Origin of the sequence: Streptomyces sp. NPDC018610, assembly GCF_044391765.1 — a bacterium.
GTDB lineage: Bacteria > Actinomycetota > Actinomycetes > Streptomycetales > Streptomycetaceae > Streptomyces.
On record NZ_JBISAL010000009.1, the window covers coordinates 373,927 to 392,297 of the forward strand.

Genomic DNA, 18,371 nt, shown 5'->3' on the forward strand with positions numbered 1-18,371 from the left:
TGCCCCCCGGCCGGCCCCCCCGGCGGCGGGCCCGGCCCCCCCCCCTGGGGGGGTGTGGGGCGGGGGCCGCGGGTGCCCGCGGCGGGTCGCGCGCGGGGCCCCCCCCCGCCGGGGCCGGGGCGGCCCACGGCGAGCAGGAGCGCGATGTCGTCGGGGCGGTCGGGGGTGTGCCGGGCCGTCGCGGTGAGCCGGTCGGCGACGCTCGTCAGCGACTGTCCGGCCGCTCCCGCGGCGAGCGCGCCGGCCCCTTCCAGCGCCGCCCACAGCGCGCCGACCCCCTCGTCGATGTCCACGCCGGGCCGCTCCACGAGCCCGTCGGTGTAGAGGGCCAGGACGGCGCCCGGCTCCAGCCGCAGCTCGCCCACCGGGTAGTGCGCGTCGGCGTCCACCCCGAGGACGACACCGCCGGGGAGGTCGCAGACCTCGGTTCGGCCGTCCGGGTGGCGCAGCAGCGGCAGTGGATGCCCGGCCCGGGCGGCCCGGGCCACTCCGGTGGCCGGGTCGAGCCGGAGGCAGCAGCAGCTCGCGAACTGTCCGGGATCCAGGTCGATCAGCAGCCGGTTGGTGCCGCTCATCACCTCCTCGGGCGGACGGTCGCCCAGCGCGAACGCCTTGACCGGGCTGCGCAGTTGCCCCATCGTCGCGGCCGCCTGCACACCGTGCCCCTGCACGTCCCCGATGACCAGGGCGAGCCCGTTCCCGGCCGCCACGACGTCGTACCAGTCCCCGCCGACCTCCATGCCCTGGGTGCCGGACAGATAGCGCCCCGCCGTGCACACCGCGGGGTGTGTCGCCAGCCGCCGGGGCAGCAGCGCCTGCTGCAGCCCGCGCGCCAGGTCCGCCTCGGTGTCGTAGCGCTGGGCCCTCTCCATCGCGTGGGCGATCAGTCCGGCCAGCGCCGTCAGGACCGTGCGTTCCTCGCCGCTGAAGCCGCGCGGGCGGTCGAAGCCGAGGATGCAGGAGCCGACGGGGCGTTCCCGAGGCGATCAGCGGCAGGAACGCGCGCGAGCCCACCTCGGCGTCCAGCGCGAGCCCCGGGTAGCGGGCCGCCAGTTCGTCCATCGAGTCGAAGAAGAGCGGGCGGCCCGTGGTGAGCGTCTCCACGCCCGGGACACGGGCTTCCAGCCCCACGCCCTCGAAGGGGATGAGGAAGCCCTTGGGGAAGCCGTTCTCCCAGGCCAGGTACTGGTGCCGCTCCTGGAGCAGGTAGATGGCCAGCCGGTCGCCGCCGAACGCGGGCAGCAGCTCCCGCATGACCACGGCCGACACCTGGCGTGCGGTGACGGCCTCGGTCAGCGCGATGGCGAGGACGATCGGCCGGTACAGATGAGCCGCCGCGCGCGTCGGCGGCCGGGACGGGATCGTCGAAGGGCGCGTCGGCGGCCGGGAAGAGGCCGGCGGTGGTCGTGGCCGTGGACGCGTCGGTGGTCGCGGCGGTCTCGGCGCGGGCGTCGACGGGCGTCCGCGCCGGCTGGTCGGCCGGGCGGACGACGCAGGTCAGCACGTCCGGGCCGGCGTGGACCGACACCGAGAGGAGGGCGTCGGGAGGCGGGTCGGCGGAGGCCGTCCGGTCGCCGGAGGCCGGCCGCCGGACGTGGAAGTGCACCGGCCCCGGCGCCAGCAGAGCCGCCCGCAGATGGTCCGCGTACGCCGGATGGTCGAGCCACGGCGCGCAGTCCCACAGGGAGCGGCCCACGAGCCGCTTCCGCGGCCGGCCCAGGAGCCGGGCGGCACGCGGATTGGCGTAGACGACCGTGCCCAGCCGGTCCAGGCAGAGCACGCCGTCGGGCAGCACGTCGGCCGCGGCGTCGCCGAGCGCGCCGGGGCCCCGCACGCTGCCGCTCACCCGGTAGGCCCCGGGCGCGGGCGCCGCGTACGACGTCCAGCACTCGATCAGCCGCAGTCGCCCGCGCCGGTGCGCACGGGCAGGGGCAGGGCGGGCGTCCTGACCGCCGCGGCCTCGCGTAGGGCGGCCAGCACCCGGTGACCGTCGTCGGGCGCCACGGAGGCCGCGAGCGCGCGCTCCGTGCGGGGCGGGTCGGCGACGGGCCGGTCCAGCAGGCGGCGAGCGGGCCGACGGGCGCGGAGGCGCGAGCGGGCCGGCGGCGCGCCTCAGGGCTTGTCGGGCGCCTTGTCGCGGATGGTCTGGGCCACGTCGCGGAGCTTGATGTTGTGGTGCTGGGAGATGCGGCGCAGCACCGCGAAGGCGTCGTCCTCGCTCAGCCGGTGGCGTTCGCGCAGCATCCCCATGGCCTCGCCGATGGCGTGCCGGGTCTCCAGGGCGTGTTCGAGCTGGTCGACGGTCCGGGCGCTGGCCACCGCCACGGCGGCGTGCGAGGCGAGCAGCCAGCCGGCCGTCTCGCTCTCCGGGGTGAACGCGCCGGGACGGGAGGAGTAGCAGTCCAGCGCCCCGAAGTCCTCGTTCTCCGTGTACAGCAGGAAGCCCATCATGCTGCCGATGCCCAGGTCGCGGGCGGCCGGCGCGTACCGCGGCCAGGCGGGCTGCGGACGGGTCATGTCGCTGATGCGGAAGAGCCGGTCGCCGTCCACCCGGCGGGCGGCGTCGAAACAGGGGCCCTCGCCCAGCTCGCCCTGCAACCGGTCGGACTTCTCGACCACGTCCCCGCTCACGGCCAGGCTCACCGCGCGGCCCTTGCGCACCGCGAGGATCCCCGCGGCCTCGCAGCCGTCGATCAGCTCGACCGCCGCCGACACGATCTCCTCGAGCGTCGCCTGGGGGGAGTCCTGGGCCAGCAGGCGCCGGGCGAGCTGCGCCATCTGTTCGGCGAACTCACGCCAGTCCATCGGTCCGCACCACCCTTCTCCCAGTCTCCTGCAAGGGTGACGTCGCCCGCAGTCTCCGGCATCCGCAGCCTACCCCGCCCACAGTGCGATACCCCGGAAGTCGATCACGATGCCCCGCGTGCACCGGGCCGTGCGTGCGGGGGCGCGGAGCGGGGCGGGCAAGAGGCGGGGGCACGGCCGGGCGCGGTCCCGAGGACGCCGGTGCCCCGGCCGGACGGCCGGGGCACCGGGGCCGCGCGGTGTTCAGGACGCCGCGCGCGGCCGTGCGGTCAGGCGCCCCACGTGCCCTGGTCGACCGCGCAGTTCCAGCCGGAGCCGTGCAGCGCCAGCTTCAGCTTGTAGCTGCGGGTGCTGAGCAGGTGCGTGCGCACCCGGAAGCCGAGGCTCGCCTTGCCCTTGAGGGTCGAGGTGTACACGGAGACGGTCTGCGAGGTGCGGTGGCTGATCCTGCCGCCGGTCGCCTTCGCCGTGCTGAAGCGGATGTTCCTGGAGTTGGTGACGGTGAAGGTGACCTTCTTGAAGCCCTTGGCGGTCTTGCTCTTGACGCCGAAGTAGAGGCCGCCGTCGGTCACCCACCCGTTGTGGTCGACGTAGAAGCGGGACGGGTAGACGATGCTGACCGGGCAGCTCGAACTCCGCGGTGCGACGGTCGAGGCGGAGGCGGCCCCGGCGAGGGCCAGTTGAGTGGCGGTGACGGCTCCGACGGTGGCCAGGACGGCGGCTGTGCGTGTGCGGTTCACTGCGGTGACACCTTTCCCCCTGCGGCCCTGACGGGCCGGCGCGGCATGTCCGGTGACGCACCACAGCGGTACGCCGGCATGCCTGTTTCGCCGTATTTCTTACCACGGTCCGGGCCGGGCGCGGCGACGGCTGGGTCGGCTGTGCCGCTCGGTGACGAAACCGGTACACGGGCCCGGCGGCCCGGCGTCGGTCCATGCAGCGGCCACCTTTTCCCACGGTGAGGCGACAGCCGGGTGACGCCCCGATGGCGACGGTCACGGATTGGCCAACTAAGCCCCACTCGTTGGCCACTTGTTCATCCGCAGCCACTGACGGCGCCGTCGCGGCGGGCAGAAAGTGGTCGGCGGTCCGCACCGCGCCCGCGGACGGACCGGCACATGCGAGCTTCTTCCGTCCGAGAAGGGGTATTCATGGCCGAGTTGACACGCCGCAGACTCCTGGGTTCGGCCGCGGGCGCGATGGGCGGCGCCGCGGCGCTCTCCCTGCTGCCGCCGAGCGTCCAGAAGGCCGTCGCCGCCGAGCCGCCCAGGCGCAGCTCGTTGCGCGACATCGAGCACGTGGTCCTGCTGATGCAGGAGAACCGGTCGTTCGACCACTACTTCGGCACCCTGTCGGGGGTGCGCGGCTTCGCCGACCCGCACGCGCTCAGGCTCGACGACGGCCGTTCCGTCTTCTACCAGCCGGACGCCGAGAACCCCAAGGGCTACCTGCTGCCCTTCCACCTGGACACCCACAGGTCCAGCGCCCAGGCCATCCCGTCCACCAGCCACGCCTGGGCGGTGCAGCACGAGGCGTGGAACGGCGGGAAGATGGACCGCTGGCTGCCCGCGCACCGCAAGGCCGACGGCGTCAACGGCCCCTACGTCATGGGGTACTACACACGCGAGGACATCCCGTTCCAGTTCGCGCTCGCGGAGACCTTCACCGTCTGCGACAACTACTTCTGCTCGGTGTTCGGCCCGACCTGGCCCAATCGCCTGATGTGGATGACCGGGACGATCGATCCCGGTGGCACCCGCGGCGGCCCGATCACCAACAACACCGCGCCCACGCCCTACCGCTGGACGACGTACGCGGAGCGGCTGCAGGCCGCCGGCGTCAGCTGGAAGGTGTACCAGCAGGACGACGACTACGGCTGCAACCTGCTGGAGCAGTTCGCCGCGTTCAGGAACGCCGCCCCCGGCTCGGACCTGTACGAGCGGGGCGTACGGCCCCAGCCGGAGGGCACCTTCGAGGACGACGCCCGCAACGACCGCCTCCCGGCGGTGTCCTGGATCGTGCCGACCAGCCACCAGTCGGAGCACCCCGACTACCTGCCGGCCGCCGGCGCGGACTTCGTCGCCTCGAAGATCGAGGCGATAGCCTCCAACCCGAAGGTGTGGCGCAAGACCGCCTTCATCCTCAACTACGACGAGAACGACGGCCTGTTCGACCACGTTGCCCCGCCCACCCCGCCCGAGGGCACCCCCGACGAGTTCATCAAGGGCCTGCCGATCGGCGGCGGCTTCCGCGTCCCGGCGATCGTCGTCTCGCCCTGGACCGTGGGCGGCTGGGTCGCCACGGAGGCCTTCGACCACACCTCGGCGCTGCGGTTCCTGGAGCGGTTCACCGGGGTCGAGGAGCCGAACATCAGCGACTGGCGGCGGGAGACCTTCGGCGACTTCACCTCCCCGTTCCGCTTCTCGCACGGCCGCCCGCGCCCGCCCCGGCTGCCCGCCGACACGGCGGAGCAGCTGGAGAAGGCGAAGGAGGAGGTGGCGACGCTGCCCGAGCCGACGCTGCCCGGCGCCGACCAGCGCTTCCCCCACCAGGAACGGGGCCGCCGACCGCACCTGTGAGCCGACGGCCCGGCGGCGCCCGAGGTGCGACCGCGTACGACACGTCGGTCTCCCGGCGCGTCCCGCACGGTATGACGGCCACGTGCACGAGTCCGACCCGCACGAGGGCGTCCCCGACGTCGTCCCCCGAGAGGACGACGAACGGGGCGCCCGCAGGGCGCCGGACGACCCGATGCGGGGCGGCGGACGCGCGCCGGGGGGTCACGCCGACGCGCTGCGGGCCGCCGCGACCGCCTGCCCGGCGTACCCGCGGCCGAACAGCACCGTGTGCACCAGCAGCGGGAAGAGCTGGTGCAGGGGGACGCGGTCGCGCCAGCCGTCGGCGAGGGGCGCCGCCTCCTGGTAACCGGCCAGCACCCGGTCCAGGTGAGGGCAGCCGAACAGGTGGAGCATCGCCAGGTCGGTCTCCCGGTGGCCGCCGTGCGCGGCGGGGTCGATCAGCCACACCTGCCCGTCCGCGCCCCACAGGACGTTGCCGTCCCACAGGTCGCCGTGCAGCCGGGCGGGCGGTTCGGCGGGACCGGCGAGTTCCGGCAGCCGCTCCAGGACGCCCTCGATCACGGCGGCCTCGGCCGGGCGCAGCGCGCCCTCGTCGACCCCACGGCGCAGGTAGGGGAGCACCCGGTGCTCGGCGTACCAGCCCGGCCAGTGGCCGCCGGGGACGTTGCGCATGGGGGCGAGCCCGATGTACGCGTCCTCGGGGCCGCCCGGCGGCGACGCGCCGAACGCCGGGGCTCCCGCCGCGTGCAGCGCCGCCAGGTCCCGGCCGAAGCGGTGGGCGGCCTCGGCACTGGGCCGGCCCGTGAGGACCCGGTCGATCACCAGCCGGTGCCGGTCCTCGCCGCGCACCCGGGGAACGCGGACGGCCCCGGCGTCGGCGAGCCAGGCCAGCCCCGCCGCCTCCGCGCGCACCGCGCCCGTCGCGGCGCCCCGTTTGACTACCACCACCCGGCCGCCGTCGAGCGTCGCCTCGGCGAGCGACGCGGACAGCGGGCGCACGGCGGTCACCGGACACCCCGTCAGCCGCGCCACTTCGGCCCCGGTCCCACCGCCCGGTCCGTCCGGCGCTTCGTCGGCCGGGGCGGTCATGACGGCAGGCGCTCGCGCACCCAGGCGAGCAGGCCCGGCATCGCGGCCTCGATCATGGCCAGCACCTCGTCGAAGCCCTCCGGGCCGCCGTAGTACGGGTCGGGCACGTCCAGGTCGTCCGTCGTCCCCGGGTCGAAGGAGCGCAGCATCCGCACCCGGGACGGGTCGTCGACGAGCCGGCGCAGCGCCTTGTCGTGACCGGCGTCCATGGCGAGGAACAGGTCGGCGTCCAGGTGCTCGGCGCCGACCTGCGCGGCCACGTGCTCGACCGGATAGCCGTGCCGGGCCAGCGCCGCGCCGGCCCGCTCGTCGATGGCCTCGCCGACGTGCCACGGTCCGACGCCGGCGCTGCTGACCCGCACCGACCGCTCCAGCCCGGCCCTGCGCAGGTGTTCGGCGAAGACCAGCGCGGCGGACGGCGACCGGCAGATGTTCCCGCTGCAGACGAAACAGATGTGCACGGGCTCCAGGGTAGGCGGCACGGCCCGCGCCCGCGCCGGCTTTCCCGGGACGCCGGTCGTTTCCGGACGGCCTCGGGGGCCGGCTTCCGGACGGCCCCCGAGGGCCGGCCTCCGTACCGCCCCCCGCAGGCGGTGTCCGCACCGTCCCCCGGGGCGGCATCCGCACTGTCCCTGAGGGCCGGCCTCCGTACCGGCCCCCGCAGGCGGTATCCACACTGTCCCCGAGGGGCGGCATCCGCACCGTCCCCGGGGACTCAGCCCGGGTGCCCGCCCGAGGCTCCGGCCGGCACCGGCTCCCGCTCGTGCACGTGGTAGACGTGGAAGGCCCGTCCGATGACCGGCTGGGCGACGTTGCGCACCCGCACCCCGCCGTTGGTCATGCCGTTCTCCGTACCGGCGTGCGCGTGGCCGTGCACGGCGAGGTCGGCGCCGGCCGTGTCGACGGCCTCGGCCAGCAGATAGCTGCCCAGGAAGGGGTAGATCTCCAGCGGCTCGCCGGCCAGCGTCTCGGGGACGGGGGAGTAGTGGGTCAGCGCGACCCGCACGTCGCAGCCCTGCTCGCCCAGTCGCTCCAGCGACGTGCGCAGCCCGTCGGCGCAGCGGCGGCTGCAGCGGACGAACTCCTTCATCAGCGGCTCGCCGAACTCGCCCGCGCTGCGTCCCACGAAACCGCCGCCGAACCCCTTCGTGCCGGCCACGCCGACGCGCGCCCCGCCGCACGGCACGACGACCCCGCGGCCCTCCAGCACCTGCGCCCCGGCGTCCTCCAGGATCGCGGTGACCTCCTCGGGACGGTCGTCGTGGTGGTCGTGGTTGCCGAGGACCGCCACGACCGGCACGCCCAGGTCCCGTATCTCGTCGGCCACCACCCGGGCCTCCTCGGGGGTGCCGTGCCGGGTGAGGTCCCCGGCCAGCAGCAGGACGTCGGCGACGTCGGGCAGGGTCTCGAACGCGGGCCGCAGCGTGCCCCGGGTCTCGGGCGCCATGTGGATGTCCCCGACGGCTGCTATCCGGATCATGCGAGGTCCTCCGCGTGGTCGGGAGTGGTGGCGTCGGCGACGACGACGTCGCAGTGGACCTGGTGACCGGCCAGCTCCCTGCCGACGAGGCCGCAGACGTCGTCGCGGCAGTGCGCCGAGGGAACCGTGCCGGTCAGCAGCACCGTCTCGCCGCGCACCTCCAGCCGTACCCCCAGCTCGCCCAGGGGCCCGCCGGCGATCCGTTCCCTCAGATGGGCGACGCGGTACTCCAGGTTGGCCTCCGCGTCGTTCCCGGCGGCCGGGGCGCCGGGGGCCTGCTCCTGCCCGTGGTCGTTCATGACGGCTCCTTCCGCGGAGCGATGACGTTCAGACGTTCGAGGAGGAAGAAGAACGCGGCGGGCATGGGCTCGTCGCCGCAGGCCCCGCGCACGCGCTCCCAGTCGACCTTCTCGCGCAGCGCGCGGGCGATGGGCAGGACGGCCCCGAAATCGCAGTGGTGTTCGGAGAAGGCCGCGATCAGGCCCCACAGCAGGTCGGTGGGGGTCAGTACGGGCATCCGCACCGAGTCCACCGGCAGTTCCTCGGCCCTCTCCAGCATCTCCCGGGACACCGGCTGGTGGGCCAGCTCGAAGATGATGTCGATGTCCTGGTCGAAGCACTTCGCCTTGATCAGCCAGTCCTCCGGCGGCGTGTAGACGGTCAGGCCGCCTTCCCGCAGGGTGTCCGCCACCGCGGCGCCGTCCTCACGGCGTACGCAGAAGTCGGCGTCGTGCTGCAGGTTCTCGCTGCCGCCGTGCGCGTAGGCGGCCACGCTGCCAGCCAGCGCGAACGCGTGCCCCTTCCGCTTCAGGAGGGTGCCGACCTGCTTGGCCGCCTCCAGGATCGCCTGGTTGCGGTCGCGGGGCAGGTGCTGTCCCTGCGGTGGCGCTCCGTGGCAGGAGGCCCCGCCGCCCGTCCCGCCCGCCGCCAGACGAAGGCCGGCAGGCTCCGCCTGCCGGGCGGGAGCCGCGTCGCCTCCGTTGCGTGCCATGCCCACTCCAATCGCCGGATCGAACCCCGGGACGGCGCGGGCCCGGGGCGGCGCCGCCGGCCGCGCACCGGCGCAGCCGGCCTGCGCGTCCCGGACGCCTCGTGTGCCCGGCGGGTACCCGGCGTGCCCGTATCGACACGGCGTGCCGGTCCGGCGCGGACGGACGCGGCCTGGCCCCGGTGGCCGCGGGCCGGACGCCGTCCGCGCCGGTCAGGTGGCGTGCGGGGTCCGCTCGGCACGGGTCCTCGTCGCGCGGGCGCCGGAGGGAGGGGGCAAGGTGCGGATCGGGGCGGGGACGGCATGGCGGCGACCGCTCAGGTCGCCGGCCGCGCCCCCGCGGGCCGGTCACCGCAACGGAGGTGCCGTTCGCGGGGCTTGAGCGGCTCCGCCTGGGTACAGGGGTGGGGCGGCCGGAGCGGCGGGCGACGTGAGGAGGGCATGAAGTGGCGACGCGGACCGGGGTTCACCCCGACGTCGTGCGTCCCGTGCGCCGTGCCGCGCACCGTGAGAGATTGACGGAGCGGACGCCCTTTCATGGCGTTTTACGCCTTTGTCTACTTCTTTATTCGTCGACTTTCCCCTCAGGCTCGGGCGCGGCGGTGAGGACCGGCACGGCCGAGGGAGACCGGCGATCGGACAGCACACGGCCGAGCCGCGGACGGCGGCACGGCCAGGAGCGGAGGAACGGGTACCGATGAGCAGCGAGGACAACCCCATCAAGCAGGTGGCCCACAAGGTCACCGACGCCCTGCGCGGCGACGGCGCGGGACCCGAGGAGGGCATCCCCGGCAAGCCGGGTTCCGGATCGCCGACCGTGGCGGAGCCGACGGAGCCCCACGACCCGCTGCCGCCCAAGCCGGACCAGACCGGACCGGACACCGTCTCGCCCACCGGACAGCCGACCGGCGCGGACCAGGCCCGCATGGCGCAGAGCGGCGCGTACCTGACCAACGCCCAGGGCACCCGTCTGTACGACACCGACCACTCGCTCAAGGCGGGCCCCCGCGGCCCGGTGCTCCTCCAGGACCACCATCTGCGCGAGAAGGTCATGCACTTCGACCACGAGCGCATCCCCGAGCGCGTGGTCCACGCCCGCGGCTCCGCGGCGCACGGCGTCTTCACCAGCTACGGCACGGCCGCCTCGGTGACCAAGGCCGCGTTCCTCGCCGAGGACGTGGAGACCCCGGTCTTCGTCCGGTTCTCCACGGTGCTGGGCTCGCGCGGCTCCGCCGACACCGTGCGCGACACCCGCGGTTTCGCGACCAAGTTCTACACCAGCGAAGGCGTCTTCGACCTGGTCGGCAACAACATCCCGGTCTTCTTCATCCAGGACGCCATCAAGTTCCCCGACGTGATCCACGCCGGCAAGCCGCACCCGGACCGGGAGATCCCGCAGGCGCAGAGCGCCCACGACACCTTCTGGGACTTCGTCACCCTGCACACCGAGGCCACCCACCACACCCTGTGGAACATGTCCGACCGCGGCATCCCGCGCTCGTTCCGCACCATGGAGGGCTTCGGCGTCCACACCTTCCGCCTGGTCAACGCGGCCGGCGAGACCACCCTGGTGAAGTTCCACTGGAAGCCGAAGCTGGGCGTGCACTCCCTGGTGTGGGAGGAGGCGCAGATCATCAACGGCGTCGACCCCGACTTCCACCGCCGGGACCTCGCCGACGCCATCGAGGCGGGCGCCTACCCCGAGTGGGAGTTCGGCATCCAGACCTTCCCCGACACCCCCGACCAGACCTTCGAGGGCATCGACCTGCTGGACCCGACGAACATCGTGCCCGAAGAGCTGGCGCCCGTGCAGCCGATCGGCAAGCTGGTCCTCGACCGCAATCCCTCCAACTTCTTCGCGGAGACCGAGCAGGTCGCCTTCCACGTCGGCCACCTGGTGCCCGGCATCGACGTCACCGACGACCCGCTGCTCGCCGGCCGTCTGTTCTCCTACCTGGACACCCAGATCACCCGGCTGGGCGGCCCCAACTTCCCGCAGATCCCGATCAACCGCCCGCACGCCCCGGTCAACGACATGCTGCGCGACAGCTTCCACCAGACCGCCGTGCACCGGGGCGTGGCGCCCTACCGGCCCAACTCCCTCGACGGCGGCTGCCCGTTCCTCGCGGGCGCGGACACCGGGGCGTTCATCGAGACGCCGGTGACGGTCCCGGAGGGCAAGAAGGTCCGCGAGGCGCCCGAGTCCTTCGCCGACCACTTCAGCCAGCCCCGCCGGTTCTGGCTCAGCATGAGCCCGGTGGAGCGCGAGCACATCATCGGCGCGTACACCTTCGAGCTCGGCAAGTGCTACGAGCAGGCCGTCAAGGAACGCGCCCTGCAGGTGCTGGCCAACATCGACCCCGAGCTGTGCGCCGAGGTCGCCGCCGGGCTCGGCCTGCCGGCGCCCGAGGCCACCGTGCCGCTCGCCGACGTCCAGCCCAGCCCCGCCCTCTCCCAGGTCGGGCACACCTGGCCCACCGACGGCAGGATCATCGGCATCGTCACCGGCCCCGACGGCGACCTGGACGGCGTACGGGCCGTGCGCGACGCGGTGCTCGCCCAGGGCATGGTCCCGCTGGTCGTCGCACCGACCGGCGGCACGCTCGGCGACGGCGCGAACGCGCTGACCGTCCAGCGCTCCTACGCCACCGCCCGCTCGGTGGAGTTCGACGCCGTCCTGCTGGCCGGCGCCCCCGGCGTCGGCGCCGACGCCTACGGCGCCCGGGACGCCAAGTCCGGCCTCTCCTCGGTCCAGCAGGCCGCCCATGACCCGCGGGTCGCGCTGCTGCTGTCCGAGGCCTTCCGGCACGGCAAGGCGATCGGCGCCTGGAAGGGCGCCGAGGCCGTCCTGGAGGCGGCCGGAGTGCCCGCCGACGCTCCCGGCGTGGTCGTCGGGGACGCCGGCACCGGCATCCTGGAGCAGGTCGTCCGCCTCCTGGGCGCCCACCGCGTCTGGGAACGCTTCCCCGCGCAGGCCTGACCCCGCGCACATGGCCCGGGCCTCCTTCGGCGGATGTGGCTGAAGCCACGCCCCGAAGGAGGCCCGGGCCATATCGCCGCTTACGCGCCGCGGGATACCGTTTTGGGCGTCCCTGTGCCCGCGGAACGTCTCGAACGGCCCACCAGTGCTCGAAGATCTCTCCCCCCTCATCGCGGCGACCACGCAATGGCTGACCGGCGCCTACCCGTCCGCCGGCGGCGCGCTGGCGTCCGTCCTGTGCGAGATGCAGGCGCGCCAGGCCGTGACGGTCGCGGCCTGGCTGCGCTACCCGACGCCCGTGGACGCCGCCCTGGTCGGCATGTCCGGCCCCGGCGGCTCCGCCCGGCTGGACTGGGCCACCGGCGCGGACGGCGCCGGGGTCGGCGACCCGGACACCTACGCCTGGCGCACCTGGGTGGACGAGGTCGTCGCCAGCTGGGCCGCCTGCCTGCTCACCGACCCGGACCTGGCCGCCCGCGCGGTGGCCGCGCTCGACGGCGGCGCCCACGCGACGCTCGCCCCGGTGGAGTTCCGGCGGCTGCTCGTCCCCGACGAGGCGGACCGCCGGGCCGCGGCGCTGCTGCGCCACCCGGACCTCCTCGCACCGGTCGCCGGCCTGCACCGGTCGCAACTGCGGGACCTCCTGGAGCAGGGCCCGGCCCTGGCCGCCTGACCACCGCAGACCCTGCGGCGCCGTCGGGGCCCCGGCGGACCCAGCGCCCGCCGAGCGGTCCGCGGCCTCACGACGGGCGCGGGCGGACCCGGTCGCGTCCGCCCGCCCCGGGGCTCACTGCGCCCCCAGCACCTCGCCCAGTGCCTGACGCGCGGCGTCCAGGGCGGCGGTGCGGTCGGCCGGGACCAGGCCGATGCGGGTACGCCGGTCGAGCAGATCGGCCTCGTCCAGCGCCCCCTCGTGACGCACGGCCCACACCAGCTCGGCGCGGGTGACGGGGTGGCCGTCCAGCACGGGTCGGCGCAGGCGCGCGTCGCGGGCCCCGAGGGCGTGCAGGGCCGGCGCCTCGGTGCCGTAGCGGCGCACCAGCCGTTGCGGGGCCTCCAGCGCGGCGAGGGCCCGCGGCGACGCGGCGCCGACCAGCGGCAGGGCGGCCGTCGGGGACGGGCCCGCGGTGAGCCGGCCCGTGGCGAGGACGGCGTCGACGGCGTCCTCGGCCATCCGCCGGTAGGTGGTGAGCTTGCCGCCGACCACGGTGATCACACCGTCCGGCGAGGTGAGCACCGCGTGCCTGCGGGAGATGTCGGCGGTCCGGGGCGCCCCGCCGGACGCGTCCCGCGACGTGGTGTCCAGCAGCGGACGCAGCCCCGCGAAGGCGCCCACCACGTCGTCCCGGCGCACCGGCACGTCCAGGGCGGACCCGAGCACGTCGAGCAGGAAGCCGACGTCGGTCTCGGGCACCTCGGGGACTTCCGGCACCCCGCCGTCGACGGGTTCGTCCGTGAGTCCCACGTAGATGCGGCCGTCGCCCTGGGGCAGCACGAGGACGAAACGGTTGCTCTCCCCGGGGACCGGGATGTGCAGCCCGGCGGGCAGGGGCCCGAGGCTCTCGGAGCGCAGCACGAGATGGGTGCCGCGCGAGGGCCGGATCCGTACGCCCTCCACCAGGCCGCCCGCCCACACGCCGGACGCGTTGATCACCGCTCGGGCCCGGATCTCGCCCTCCTCGCCGGTGAGTTCGTCACGGACCCGGGCGCCGGTCGCGGTGAGTTCCAGCGCGCGGACCCGGGTCAGGATCCGCGCGCCGCGCGCCGCCGCCGTCCGGGCGACGGCGGTGACCAGCCGGGCGTCGTCGCTCAGCCGGCCGTCCCAGGACAGCAGGCCGCCGCGCAGCCCGCTCCCGCGCAGCGCCGGCGCGAGGTGGCGGGTCTCCACCGCGGACAGCCGGCGCGGCGCCGGCAGGGTGGCGCGGGCGGTGCGCGCCGCCAGGCGCAGACCGTCGCCCGCGCGGAAGCCCGCCCAGGCCAGCGCGGCCTGGCCGCGGGAGACCAGGGGGGTCAGCGGCAGGACGAACGGCTGTGCGCCGACCAGGTGCGGGGCGGTGCGCTCCATCAGCACCCCGCGCTCCACCGCGCTCTCGTGGGCGACGTCGAACTGCGCCGAGGCGAGGTAGCGCAGGCCGCCGTGGATCAGCTTGGAGCTCCAGCGGGAGGTGCCGAAGGCCAGGTCGTGCGCGTCGATCGCGGCGACGCTCAGGCCGCGGGCGGCGGCGTCCAGCGCGGCGCCCGCGCCCGTCGCGCCGAGCCCGACCACCAGCACGTCGACGGCCGGGCCGCCGACGGTGCGGGACAGCTCGCGGGCGCGGCGCGCGGCGGTCAGCGAGGATCCCGGGACCGCGCCGGCCGGGGCGCCGGGCGCGTCCGCGTCGAGGGGGCTGCCGGAGTTCATGGCGTCAGGGTCCTCTCCAGGACGATCCGCAGTTCCGCGAGGAAGGCCTCGTCGGTCAGCTCGGGATCGTCCTCGTCGGTCATCGTGCGCAGCGACAGGGTGAAGGACTGCACGACCAGCAGCAGGGACCGCGCCTGGCGGGCCGGGTGGCCGGGGCGCACCGACCCGTCCGCGTGCCCGTCCCGCAGGCCCTCGGCGATCAGTTCGAGCAGGGCCTCCTGGCTGGCGCCGCGCCGGTCCAGCACATAGGGCAGGAGCAGTTCGGGGTCCACGTCGAGGATCTTGCGGAACAGCGGGTGCGCGCGGAACGCCGCCACCCCCGCCACCAGGCCGTCCACGATCAGCGTGCGCGTGCGGGCGCCCGGCCGGCGCTCGGGCATCGCCCGGGTGGCCACGCCGATCCACTCCCGGGTCATCAGGTCGCCCACCAGGGAGCGCACGTCCGGCCAGCGCCGGTACAGCGTCATCCGTGAGACCCCCGCGCGCCGGGCGACGTCCGTCATGGTCGTACGGCGGACGCCGACGGCCAGGACGCAGTCGCGCACGGCGTCGAGCACGGGATCGCCGGCCGAGCCGGCTGAAGCGGGGGGACCGGCTGAAGCGGCCGAACCGGCTGGGCGGGCCGCGTCGGACGGACCCGCCGCGCCGTCCGGACCGCCGGCTCCCTCGGAACCGTTGTGACGAATAGGCGTCATGTGTAACAGTGTAACGCCCTTGGAGCCGACCGATGAGGAACAACCCCATGGACATGCTGTGGAGCGGCTGGGGCGACCCGGCCGGGGCCGCACCGCTGCCCGAGACGGTGACCGCGCTGCTGCGCGACCTGCTCGGCGTCAAGCCCCGCGGCACCGCACCGGTCGCCCTCGCGGACATCGACGTCCCCGAGACGCCGCTGACCCCCGCCGCCCTCCGCGCGCTGACAGACGCGGTCGGCGACGAGGAGCACGTCCGCACCGACGCCGAGTCCCGCGTCCGGCACACCCGCGGCAAGTCCACCCCCGACCTGCTGCGGATCCGGGAGGGCGACGTCACCGACCTGCCGGCGGCGGTGGTGCTCCCGGCGAGCCACGACGACGTGCTCGCCGTCCTGCGCGCCTGCGCGGCCCACGACCTCGCCGTCGTTCCGTTCGGCGGCGGCACCTCCGTCGTCGGCGGCCTCGCCCCCGAGCGGCCCAACTCCCGCCCGCGCCCCTTCGTCGCCCTGGACCTGCGCCGTATGGACCGGCTGCTCGCCCTCGACCCCGTCTCCCGCACGGCCACCCTCCAGCCGGGCTTGCGCGCCCCGCACGCCGAGGCGCTGCTCGCCGAGCACGGCTTCACCCTCGGCCACTTCCCGCAGTCCTACGAATGGGCCACCATCGGCGGATTCGCCGCCGCCCGCTCCAGCGGCCAGGCGTCCGCCGGGTACGGCCGCTTCGACGAGATGGTGCTCGGCCTCACCCTCGCCACGCCCGAGGGCACCCTGGAGACCGGCCGCGCCCCGCGGTCGGCCGCCGGACCCGACCTGCGCCAGCTCGTCCTCGGCTCCGAGGGCGCGTTCGGGGTCATCACGTCCGTGACCGTGCGGCTGCGCCCCCTGCCGCGGGCCAAGGTGTACGAGGGCTGGCGCTTCGCCTCCTTCGACGAGGGCGCCGCGGCGCTGCGCCGGCTCGCCCAGGACGGGCCGCGGCCGACCGTGCTGCGCCTGTCCGACGAGACCGAGACACTGGTCGGCCTCGCCCAGCCCGACGCCATCGGCGCCGGTGACGCGCGGCCCGCCGGCTGCCAGGCGATCGCGGGCTACGAGGGCACCGCCGAGGACGTGGCCCACCGCAGGGAACTCGCGGCGGCCGTCCTGCGCGAGTGCGGCGGCACGTACCTCGGCGAGGAACCCGGCGAGCGCTGGGCGCACGGCCGCTACTCGGCGCCGTACCTGCGCGACGCGCTGCTGGACGTCGGGGCGTTCGCCGAGACCCTGGAGACCGCCGCCTTCTGGTCGGGCGTGCCCGGGCTGTACGCCGCCGTCCGCGACGCCCTCACCGCGGCGCTCACCGAGGCCGGCACCCCTCCGCTGGTGATGTGTCACATCTCGCACGTCTACGAGAACGGCGCCTCGCTCTACTTCACGGTGGTCTCGGCGCAGGGCGAGGACCCGGTGGCGCACTGGGCGCCCGCCAAGCACGCCGCCAACGAGGCGATCCTCGCCGCCGGCGGCACCATCAGCCACCACCACGGCGTGGGCACCGACCACCGCGACTGGTACCTCCGGGAGGCCGGGCCGCTCGGCGCCGACGCCCTGCGGGCGGTCAAGCGGCGGCTGGACCCGGCCGGCCTGCTCAACCCCGGCGTCCTCCTGCCCCTCGACTGAGGCCGGCCCCGCCGTCCTCCGGCCTGCCCACCAGGCGCCGGCCGCGGGCCGCCCCGGCCTCCCGCCCGGGCGGCTCGGCCGGGAGCCGTTCCGGTCCCGCCCGGGCGGCTCGGCCACTCCAGAGCACCGTCCGCCCCCGGCGCACCCGCCCGGATGCGTCCCGCCCGGCTCCGTCCCGTACCCTCCCGCCACCCGCACTCCTCGCGCCCCGGAGGCCCACCGATGCGTCAGTTCACCGCCATCGTCAACCCCACAGCGGGTGGATCCGCGGGCGCCGCGGCGCTGCTGCGCGTGGCCGGACCGCTCCGGGAGGCGGGCGCCTCGCTGGAGACCGAGTACAGCCGCAGCCTCGCTCACGCCCAGGAACTCGCCCGGCGGGCGGGGGAGCGCGGCCGGGTCGTGCTCGCCGTGGGCGGCGACGGCATCGCCGGCGGCATAGGCGGGGCGCTCAGCGGCACCGGCGCCCTGTTCGGGCTCGTCCCGGCCGGCCGCGGCAACGACTTCGCCCGCGCGCTCGACCTGCCGGCCGACCCGGCCGAGCTGGCCCGCGTGCTGCTGCACCACGCCCCGCGCGCAGTCGACACCATCGAGGTGGAGTCCGCCGTCCACCCCCGCACCGTCGTCCTCGGCAGCGTGTACGCGGGCGTCGACGCGCTCGCCAACCGGCACGCCAACCACGCCAGGCTGCTGCGCGGCGCCGCCTCGTACTACGCCGGCGGGCTGCGGGCGGTCGCCACCTGGCGCGCGGCGACCTACCGCGTCACCGTCGACGGCGAGGAGCACACCCACCGCGGCTACACCGTGGTGGCCGCCAACTCGGCGTACTACGGCTCGGGCCGCATGATCGCGCCCGGCGCCCGGGTCGACGACGGACTGCTCGACGTGGTGCTGATCCGCGCCGCGCCGCGCCGGCTCTTCTTCACCCTGATGAACGAGCTGAGGACGGGCGGGCACGTCGGCCGGCCCGAGGTGCGGATCCTGCGCGGCCGGGAGATCGGCGTCGCGGCCGACCGGGAGATACCGTACGGCGCCGACGGCGAGGTCGACGCGGTGCTGCCCGTCACCGCCCGGGTGCTCCCCGGAGCCCTCTCGGTGCTGTGCTGAACGGCCGGCGCGGCCGGCCGCGCCCCGCCGCCACACACACCGGCGGCCCCCGGACCGCCGCCACGCACGGCCCGGCGACCGCCGTCGCAGGCGTCCGGGGAGCGCCGTCGCGCGCATCCCGTCACGCACGGCCGGGCGGCGACCGCCATGCACGGCCTGGGCGGTGACCGGCGCGCGCGGCCGGGGCGGCGACCGTCACGCGCGGCCCGGCGGTCGCCGCTACGCGCAGCCCCAGGCGGACATCCCCTGCAGGAGGGCCAGTCGGCGGGCCACGGCGATCTGTTCCTCGCGCGTGGCCAGGTCCGCCCGGGGCGCGTACTTCAGACCGCCGGCCGCGACCCAGCTGGACTGCTTGAACTGCAGCCCGCCGTAGTACCCGTTGCCGGTGTTCGCCTTCCAGTCGCCGCCGGACTCGCAGGCGGCGATGGCGTCCCAGTCGGCCGTGCGGCCCTCGGCGGGGAGCGCGCTCGCGGTGGGGCCGCCGGCCAGCGCGGCGGTGGTCGCCGCGACGAGCAGGGCCCCGCGCAGCGCGCGACGGGGGCGACGGGCGGGGGCCCCGGCGAGCCGGGCCCTGTCGATGTTCTGCTGCCAGATCATG

Annotated in this window: 15 protein-coding genes and 1 pseudogene; 5 read left to right on the forward strand and 11 right to left on the reverse strand. The window is 75.5% G+C overall.

What is annotated here, in order from left to right; genetic code table 11:
• The 3 genes and pseudogenes from ACH5A8_RS24385 to ACH5A8_RS24395 form a co-directional block, all read right to left on the reverse strand.
• Positions 1-1,804: pseudogene (locus ACH5A8_RS24385) on the reverse strand (SpoIIE family protein phosphatase); the annotation flags it as partial.
• 308 nt (positions 1,805-2,112) lie between these two features.
• Positions 2,113-2,805: a GAF and ANTAR domain-containing protein gene (locus ACH5A8_RS24390; RefSeq protein WP_399005247.1), complete on the reverse strand. Its 693-nt coding sequence runs from the start codon at positions 2,803-2,805 to the stop codon at positions 2,113-2,115.
• A gap of 269 nt (positions 2,806-3,074) precedes the next feature.
• Entirely contained in the window at positions 3,075-3,545 is a 471-nt protein-coding gene (locus tag ACH5A8_RS24395; protein ID WP_399005249.1) for a hypothetical protein, read from the reverse strand.
• Between the two features lie 411 nt (positions 3,546-3,956).
• On the opposite strand from ACH5A8_RS24395, the gene ACH5A8_RS24400 reads away from it, so the two are divergent.
• Positions 3,957-5,384: an alkaline phosphatase family protein gene (locus tag ACH5A8_RS24400; RefSeq protein WP_399005251.1), complete on the forward strand. Its 1,428-nt coding sequence runs from the start codon at positions 3,957-3,959 to the stop codon at positions 5,382-5,384.
• 201 nt (positions 5,385-5,585) lie between these two features.
• On the opposite strand, the gene ACH5A8_RS24405 is transcribed toward ACH5A8_RS24400, so the two are convergent.
• From ACH5A8_RS24405 to ACH5A8_RS24425, 5 genes are all read right to left on the reverse strand, one after another.
• Complete coding sequence (locus ACH5A8_RS24405) at positions 5,586-6,473, reverse strand: fructosamine kinase family protein (RefSeq protein ID WP_399005252.1); 888 nt, start codon at positions 6,471-6,473, stop codon at positions 5,586-5,588.
• The gene (locus ACH5A8_RS24410; protein WP_399005254.1) at positions 6,470-6,934 is read right to left on the reverse strand and encodes a low molecular weight protein-tyrosine-phosphatase; all 465 of its coding nucleotides are present in this window, start codon (positions 6,932-6,934) and stop codon (positions 6,470-6,472) included. Before ACH5A8_RS24410 ends, ACH5A8_RS24405 begins: the two co-directional genes overlap by 4 nt.
• Before the next feature lie 254 nt (positions 6,935-7,188).
• Positions 7,189-7,953, reverse strand: coding sequence for a metallophosphoesterase (locus ACH5A8_RS24415; RefSeq protein WP_399005256.1), 765 nt, complete (start codon positions 7,951-7,953; stop codon positions 7,189-7,191).
• Positions 7,950-8,252, reverse strand: a complete 303-nt coding sequence (locus tag ACH5A8_RS24420; RefSeq protein ID WP_399005258.1) for a hypothetical protein — start codon at positions 8,250-8,252, stop codon at positions 7,950-7,952. Before ACH5A8_RS24420 ends, ACH5A8_RS24415 begins: the two co-directional genes overlap by 4 nt.
• Positions 8,249-8,944, reverse strand: a complete 696-nt coding sequence (locus ACH5A8_RS24425; protein WP_399005259.1) for a hypothetical protein — start codon at positions 8,942-8,944, stop codon at positions 8,249-8,251. The genes ACH5A8_RS24420 and ACH5A8_RS24425 overlap by 4 nt, the downstream gene beginning before the upstream one ends.
• Positions 8,945-9,638: 694 nt before the next feature.
• Between ACH5A8_RS24425 and ACH5A8_RS24430 the strand changes: the two genes are divergently transcribed.
• Together ACH5A8_RS24430 and ACH5A8_RS24435 are read left to right on the forward strand one after the other, a co-directional pair.
• Positions 9,639-11,921 carry a catalase gene (locus ACH5A8_RS24430; protein WP_399005261.1) on the forward strand — a complete coding sequence of 761 codons (2,283 nt, stop codon included), beginning with the start codon at positions 9,639-9,641 and terminating at the stop codon, positions 11,919-11,921.
• 145 nt (positions 11,922-12,066) lie between these two features.
• A complete protein-coding gene (locus ACH5A8_RS24435) occupies positions 12,067-12,594 on the forward strand; it encodes a hypothetical protein (RefSeq protein ID WP_399005263.1) in 528 nt (175 codons plus the stop codon).
• 114 nt (positions 12,595-12,708) lie between these two features.
• Here ACH5A8_RS24435 and ACH5A8_RS24440 read toward each other — a convergent pair whose 3' ends face one another.
• Together ACH5A8_RS24440 and ACH5A8_RS24445 are read right to left on the reverse strand one after the other, a co-directional pair.
• Complete coding sequence (locus tag ACH5A8_RS24440) at positions 12,709-14,322, reverse strand: glycerol-3-phosphate dehydrogenase/oxidase (RefSeq protein ID WP_399005265.1); 1,614 nt, start codon at positions 14,320-14,322, stop codon at positions 12,709-12,711.
• The gene (locus ACH5A8_RS24445) at positions 14,319-14,879 is read right to left on the reverse strand and encodes a TetR/AcrR family transcriptional regulator (protein WP_399005332.1); all 561 of its coding nucleotides are present in this window, start codon (positions 14,877-14,879) and stop codon (positions 14,319-14,321) included. The genes ACH5A8_RS24440 and ACH5A8_RS24445 overlap by 4 nt, the downstream gene beginning before the upstream one ends.
• Before the next feature lie 185 nt (positions 14,880-15,064).
• On the opposite strand from ACH5A8_RS24445, the gene ACH5A8_RS24450 reads away from it, so the two are divergent.
• Both ACH5A8_RS24450 and ACH5A8_RS24455 read left to right on the forward strand, forming a co-directional pair.
• Complete coding sequence (locus ACH5A8_RS24450) at positions 15,065-16,669, forward strand: FAD-binding oxidoreductase (protein ID WP_399005334.1); 1,605 nt, start codon at positions 15,065-15,067, stop codon at positions 16,667-16,669.
• Positions 16,670-16,891: 222 nt separating this feature from the next.
• Positions 16,892-17,773 (forward strand): diacylglycerol kinase family protein, encoded by an 882-nt coding sequence (locus tag ACH5A8_RS24455; RefSeq protein ID WP_399005267.1) that lies wholly within the window; start codon positions 16,892-16,894, stop codon positions 17,771-17,773.
• 219 nt (positions 17,774-17,992) lie between these two features.
• On the opposite strand, the gene ACH5A8_RS24460 is transcribed toward ACH5A8_RS24455, so the two are convergent.
• Positions 17,993-18,370 (reverse strand): transglycosylase family protein, encoded by a 378-nt coding sequence (locus tag ACH5A8_RS24460; protein ID WP_399005269.1) that lies wholly within the window; start codon positions 18,368-18,370, stop codon positions 17,993-17,995.
• Position 18,371 lies beyond the last annotated feature (1 nt).

Bases quoted from the DNA above. Each gene is read 5' to 3' on its own strand.
- ACH5A8_RS24390 (WP_399005247.1), bottom strand. From the start codon at position 2,805: ATGGACTGGCGTGAGTTCGCCGAACAGATGGCGCAGCTCGCCCGGCGC.
- ACH5A8_RS24400 (WP_399005251.1), top strand. From the start codon at position 3,957: ATGGCCGAGTTGACACGCCGCAGACTCCTGGGTTCGGCCGCGGGCGCG.
- ACH5A8_RS24405 (WP_399005252.1), bottom strand. From the start codon at position 6,473: ATGACCGCCCCGGCCGACGAAGCGCCGGACGGACCGGGCGGTGGGACC.
- ACH5A8_RS24415 (WP_399005256.1), bottom strand. From the start codon at position 7,953: ATGATCCGGATAGCAGCCGTCGGGGACATCCACATGGCGCCCGAGACC.
- ACH5A8_RS24420 (WP_399005258.1), bottom strand. From the start codon at position 8,252: ATGAACGACCACGGGCAGGAGCAGGCCCCCGGCGCCCCGGCCGCCGGG.
- ACH5A8_RS24425 (WP_399005259.1), bottom strand. From the start codon at position 8,944: ATGGCACGCAACGGAGGCGACGCGGCTCCCGCCCGGCAGGCGGAGCCT.
- ACH5A8_RS24430 (WP_399005261.1), top strand. From the start codon at position 9,639: ATGAGCAGCGAGGACAACCCCATCAAGCAGGTGGCCCACAAGGTCACC.
- ACH5A8_RS24440 (WP_399005265.1), bottom strand. From the start codon at position 14,322: ATGAACTCCGGCAGCCCCCTCGACGCGGACGCGCCCGGCGCCCCGGCC.
- ACH5A8_RS24450 (WP_399005334.1), top strand. From the start codon at position 15,065: ATGGACATGCTGTGGAGCGGCTGGGGCGACCCGGCCGGGGCCGCACCG.
- ACH5A8_RS24455 (WP_399005267.1), top strand. From the start codon at position 16,892: ATGCGTCAGTTCACCGCCATCGTCAACCCCACAGCGGGTGGATCCGCG.
- ACH5A8_RS24460 (WP_399005269.1), bottom strand. From the start codon at position 18,370: ATGATCTGGCAGCAGAACATCGACAGGGCCCGGCTCGCCGGGGCCCCC.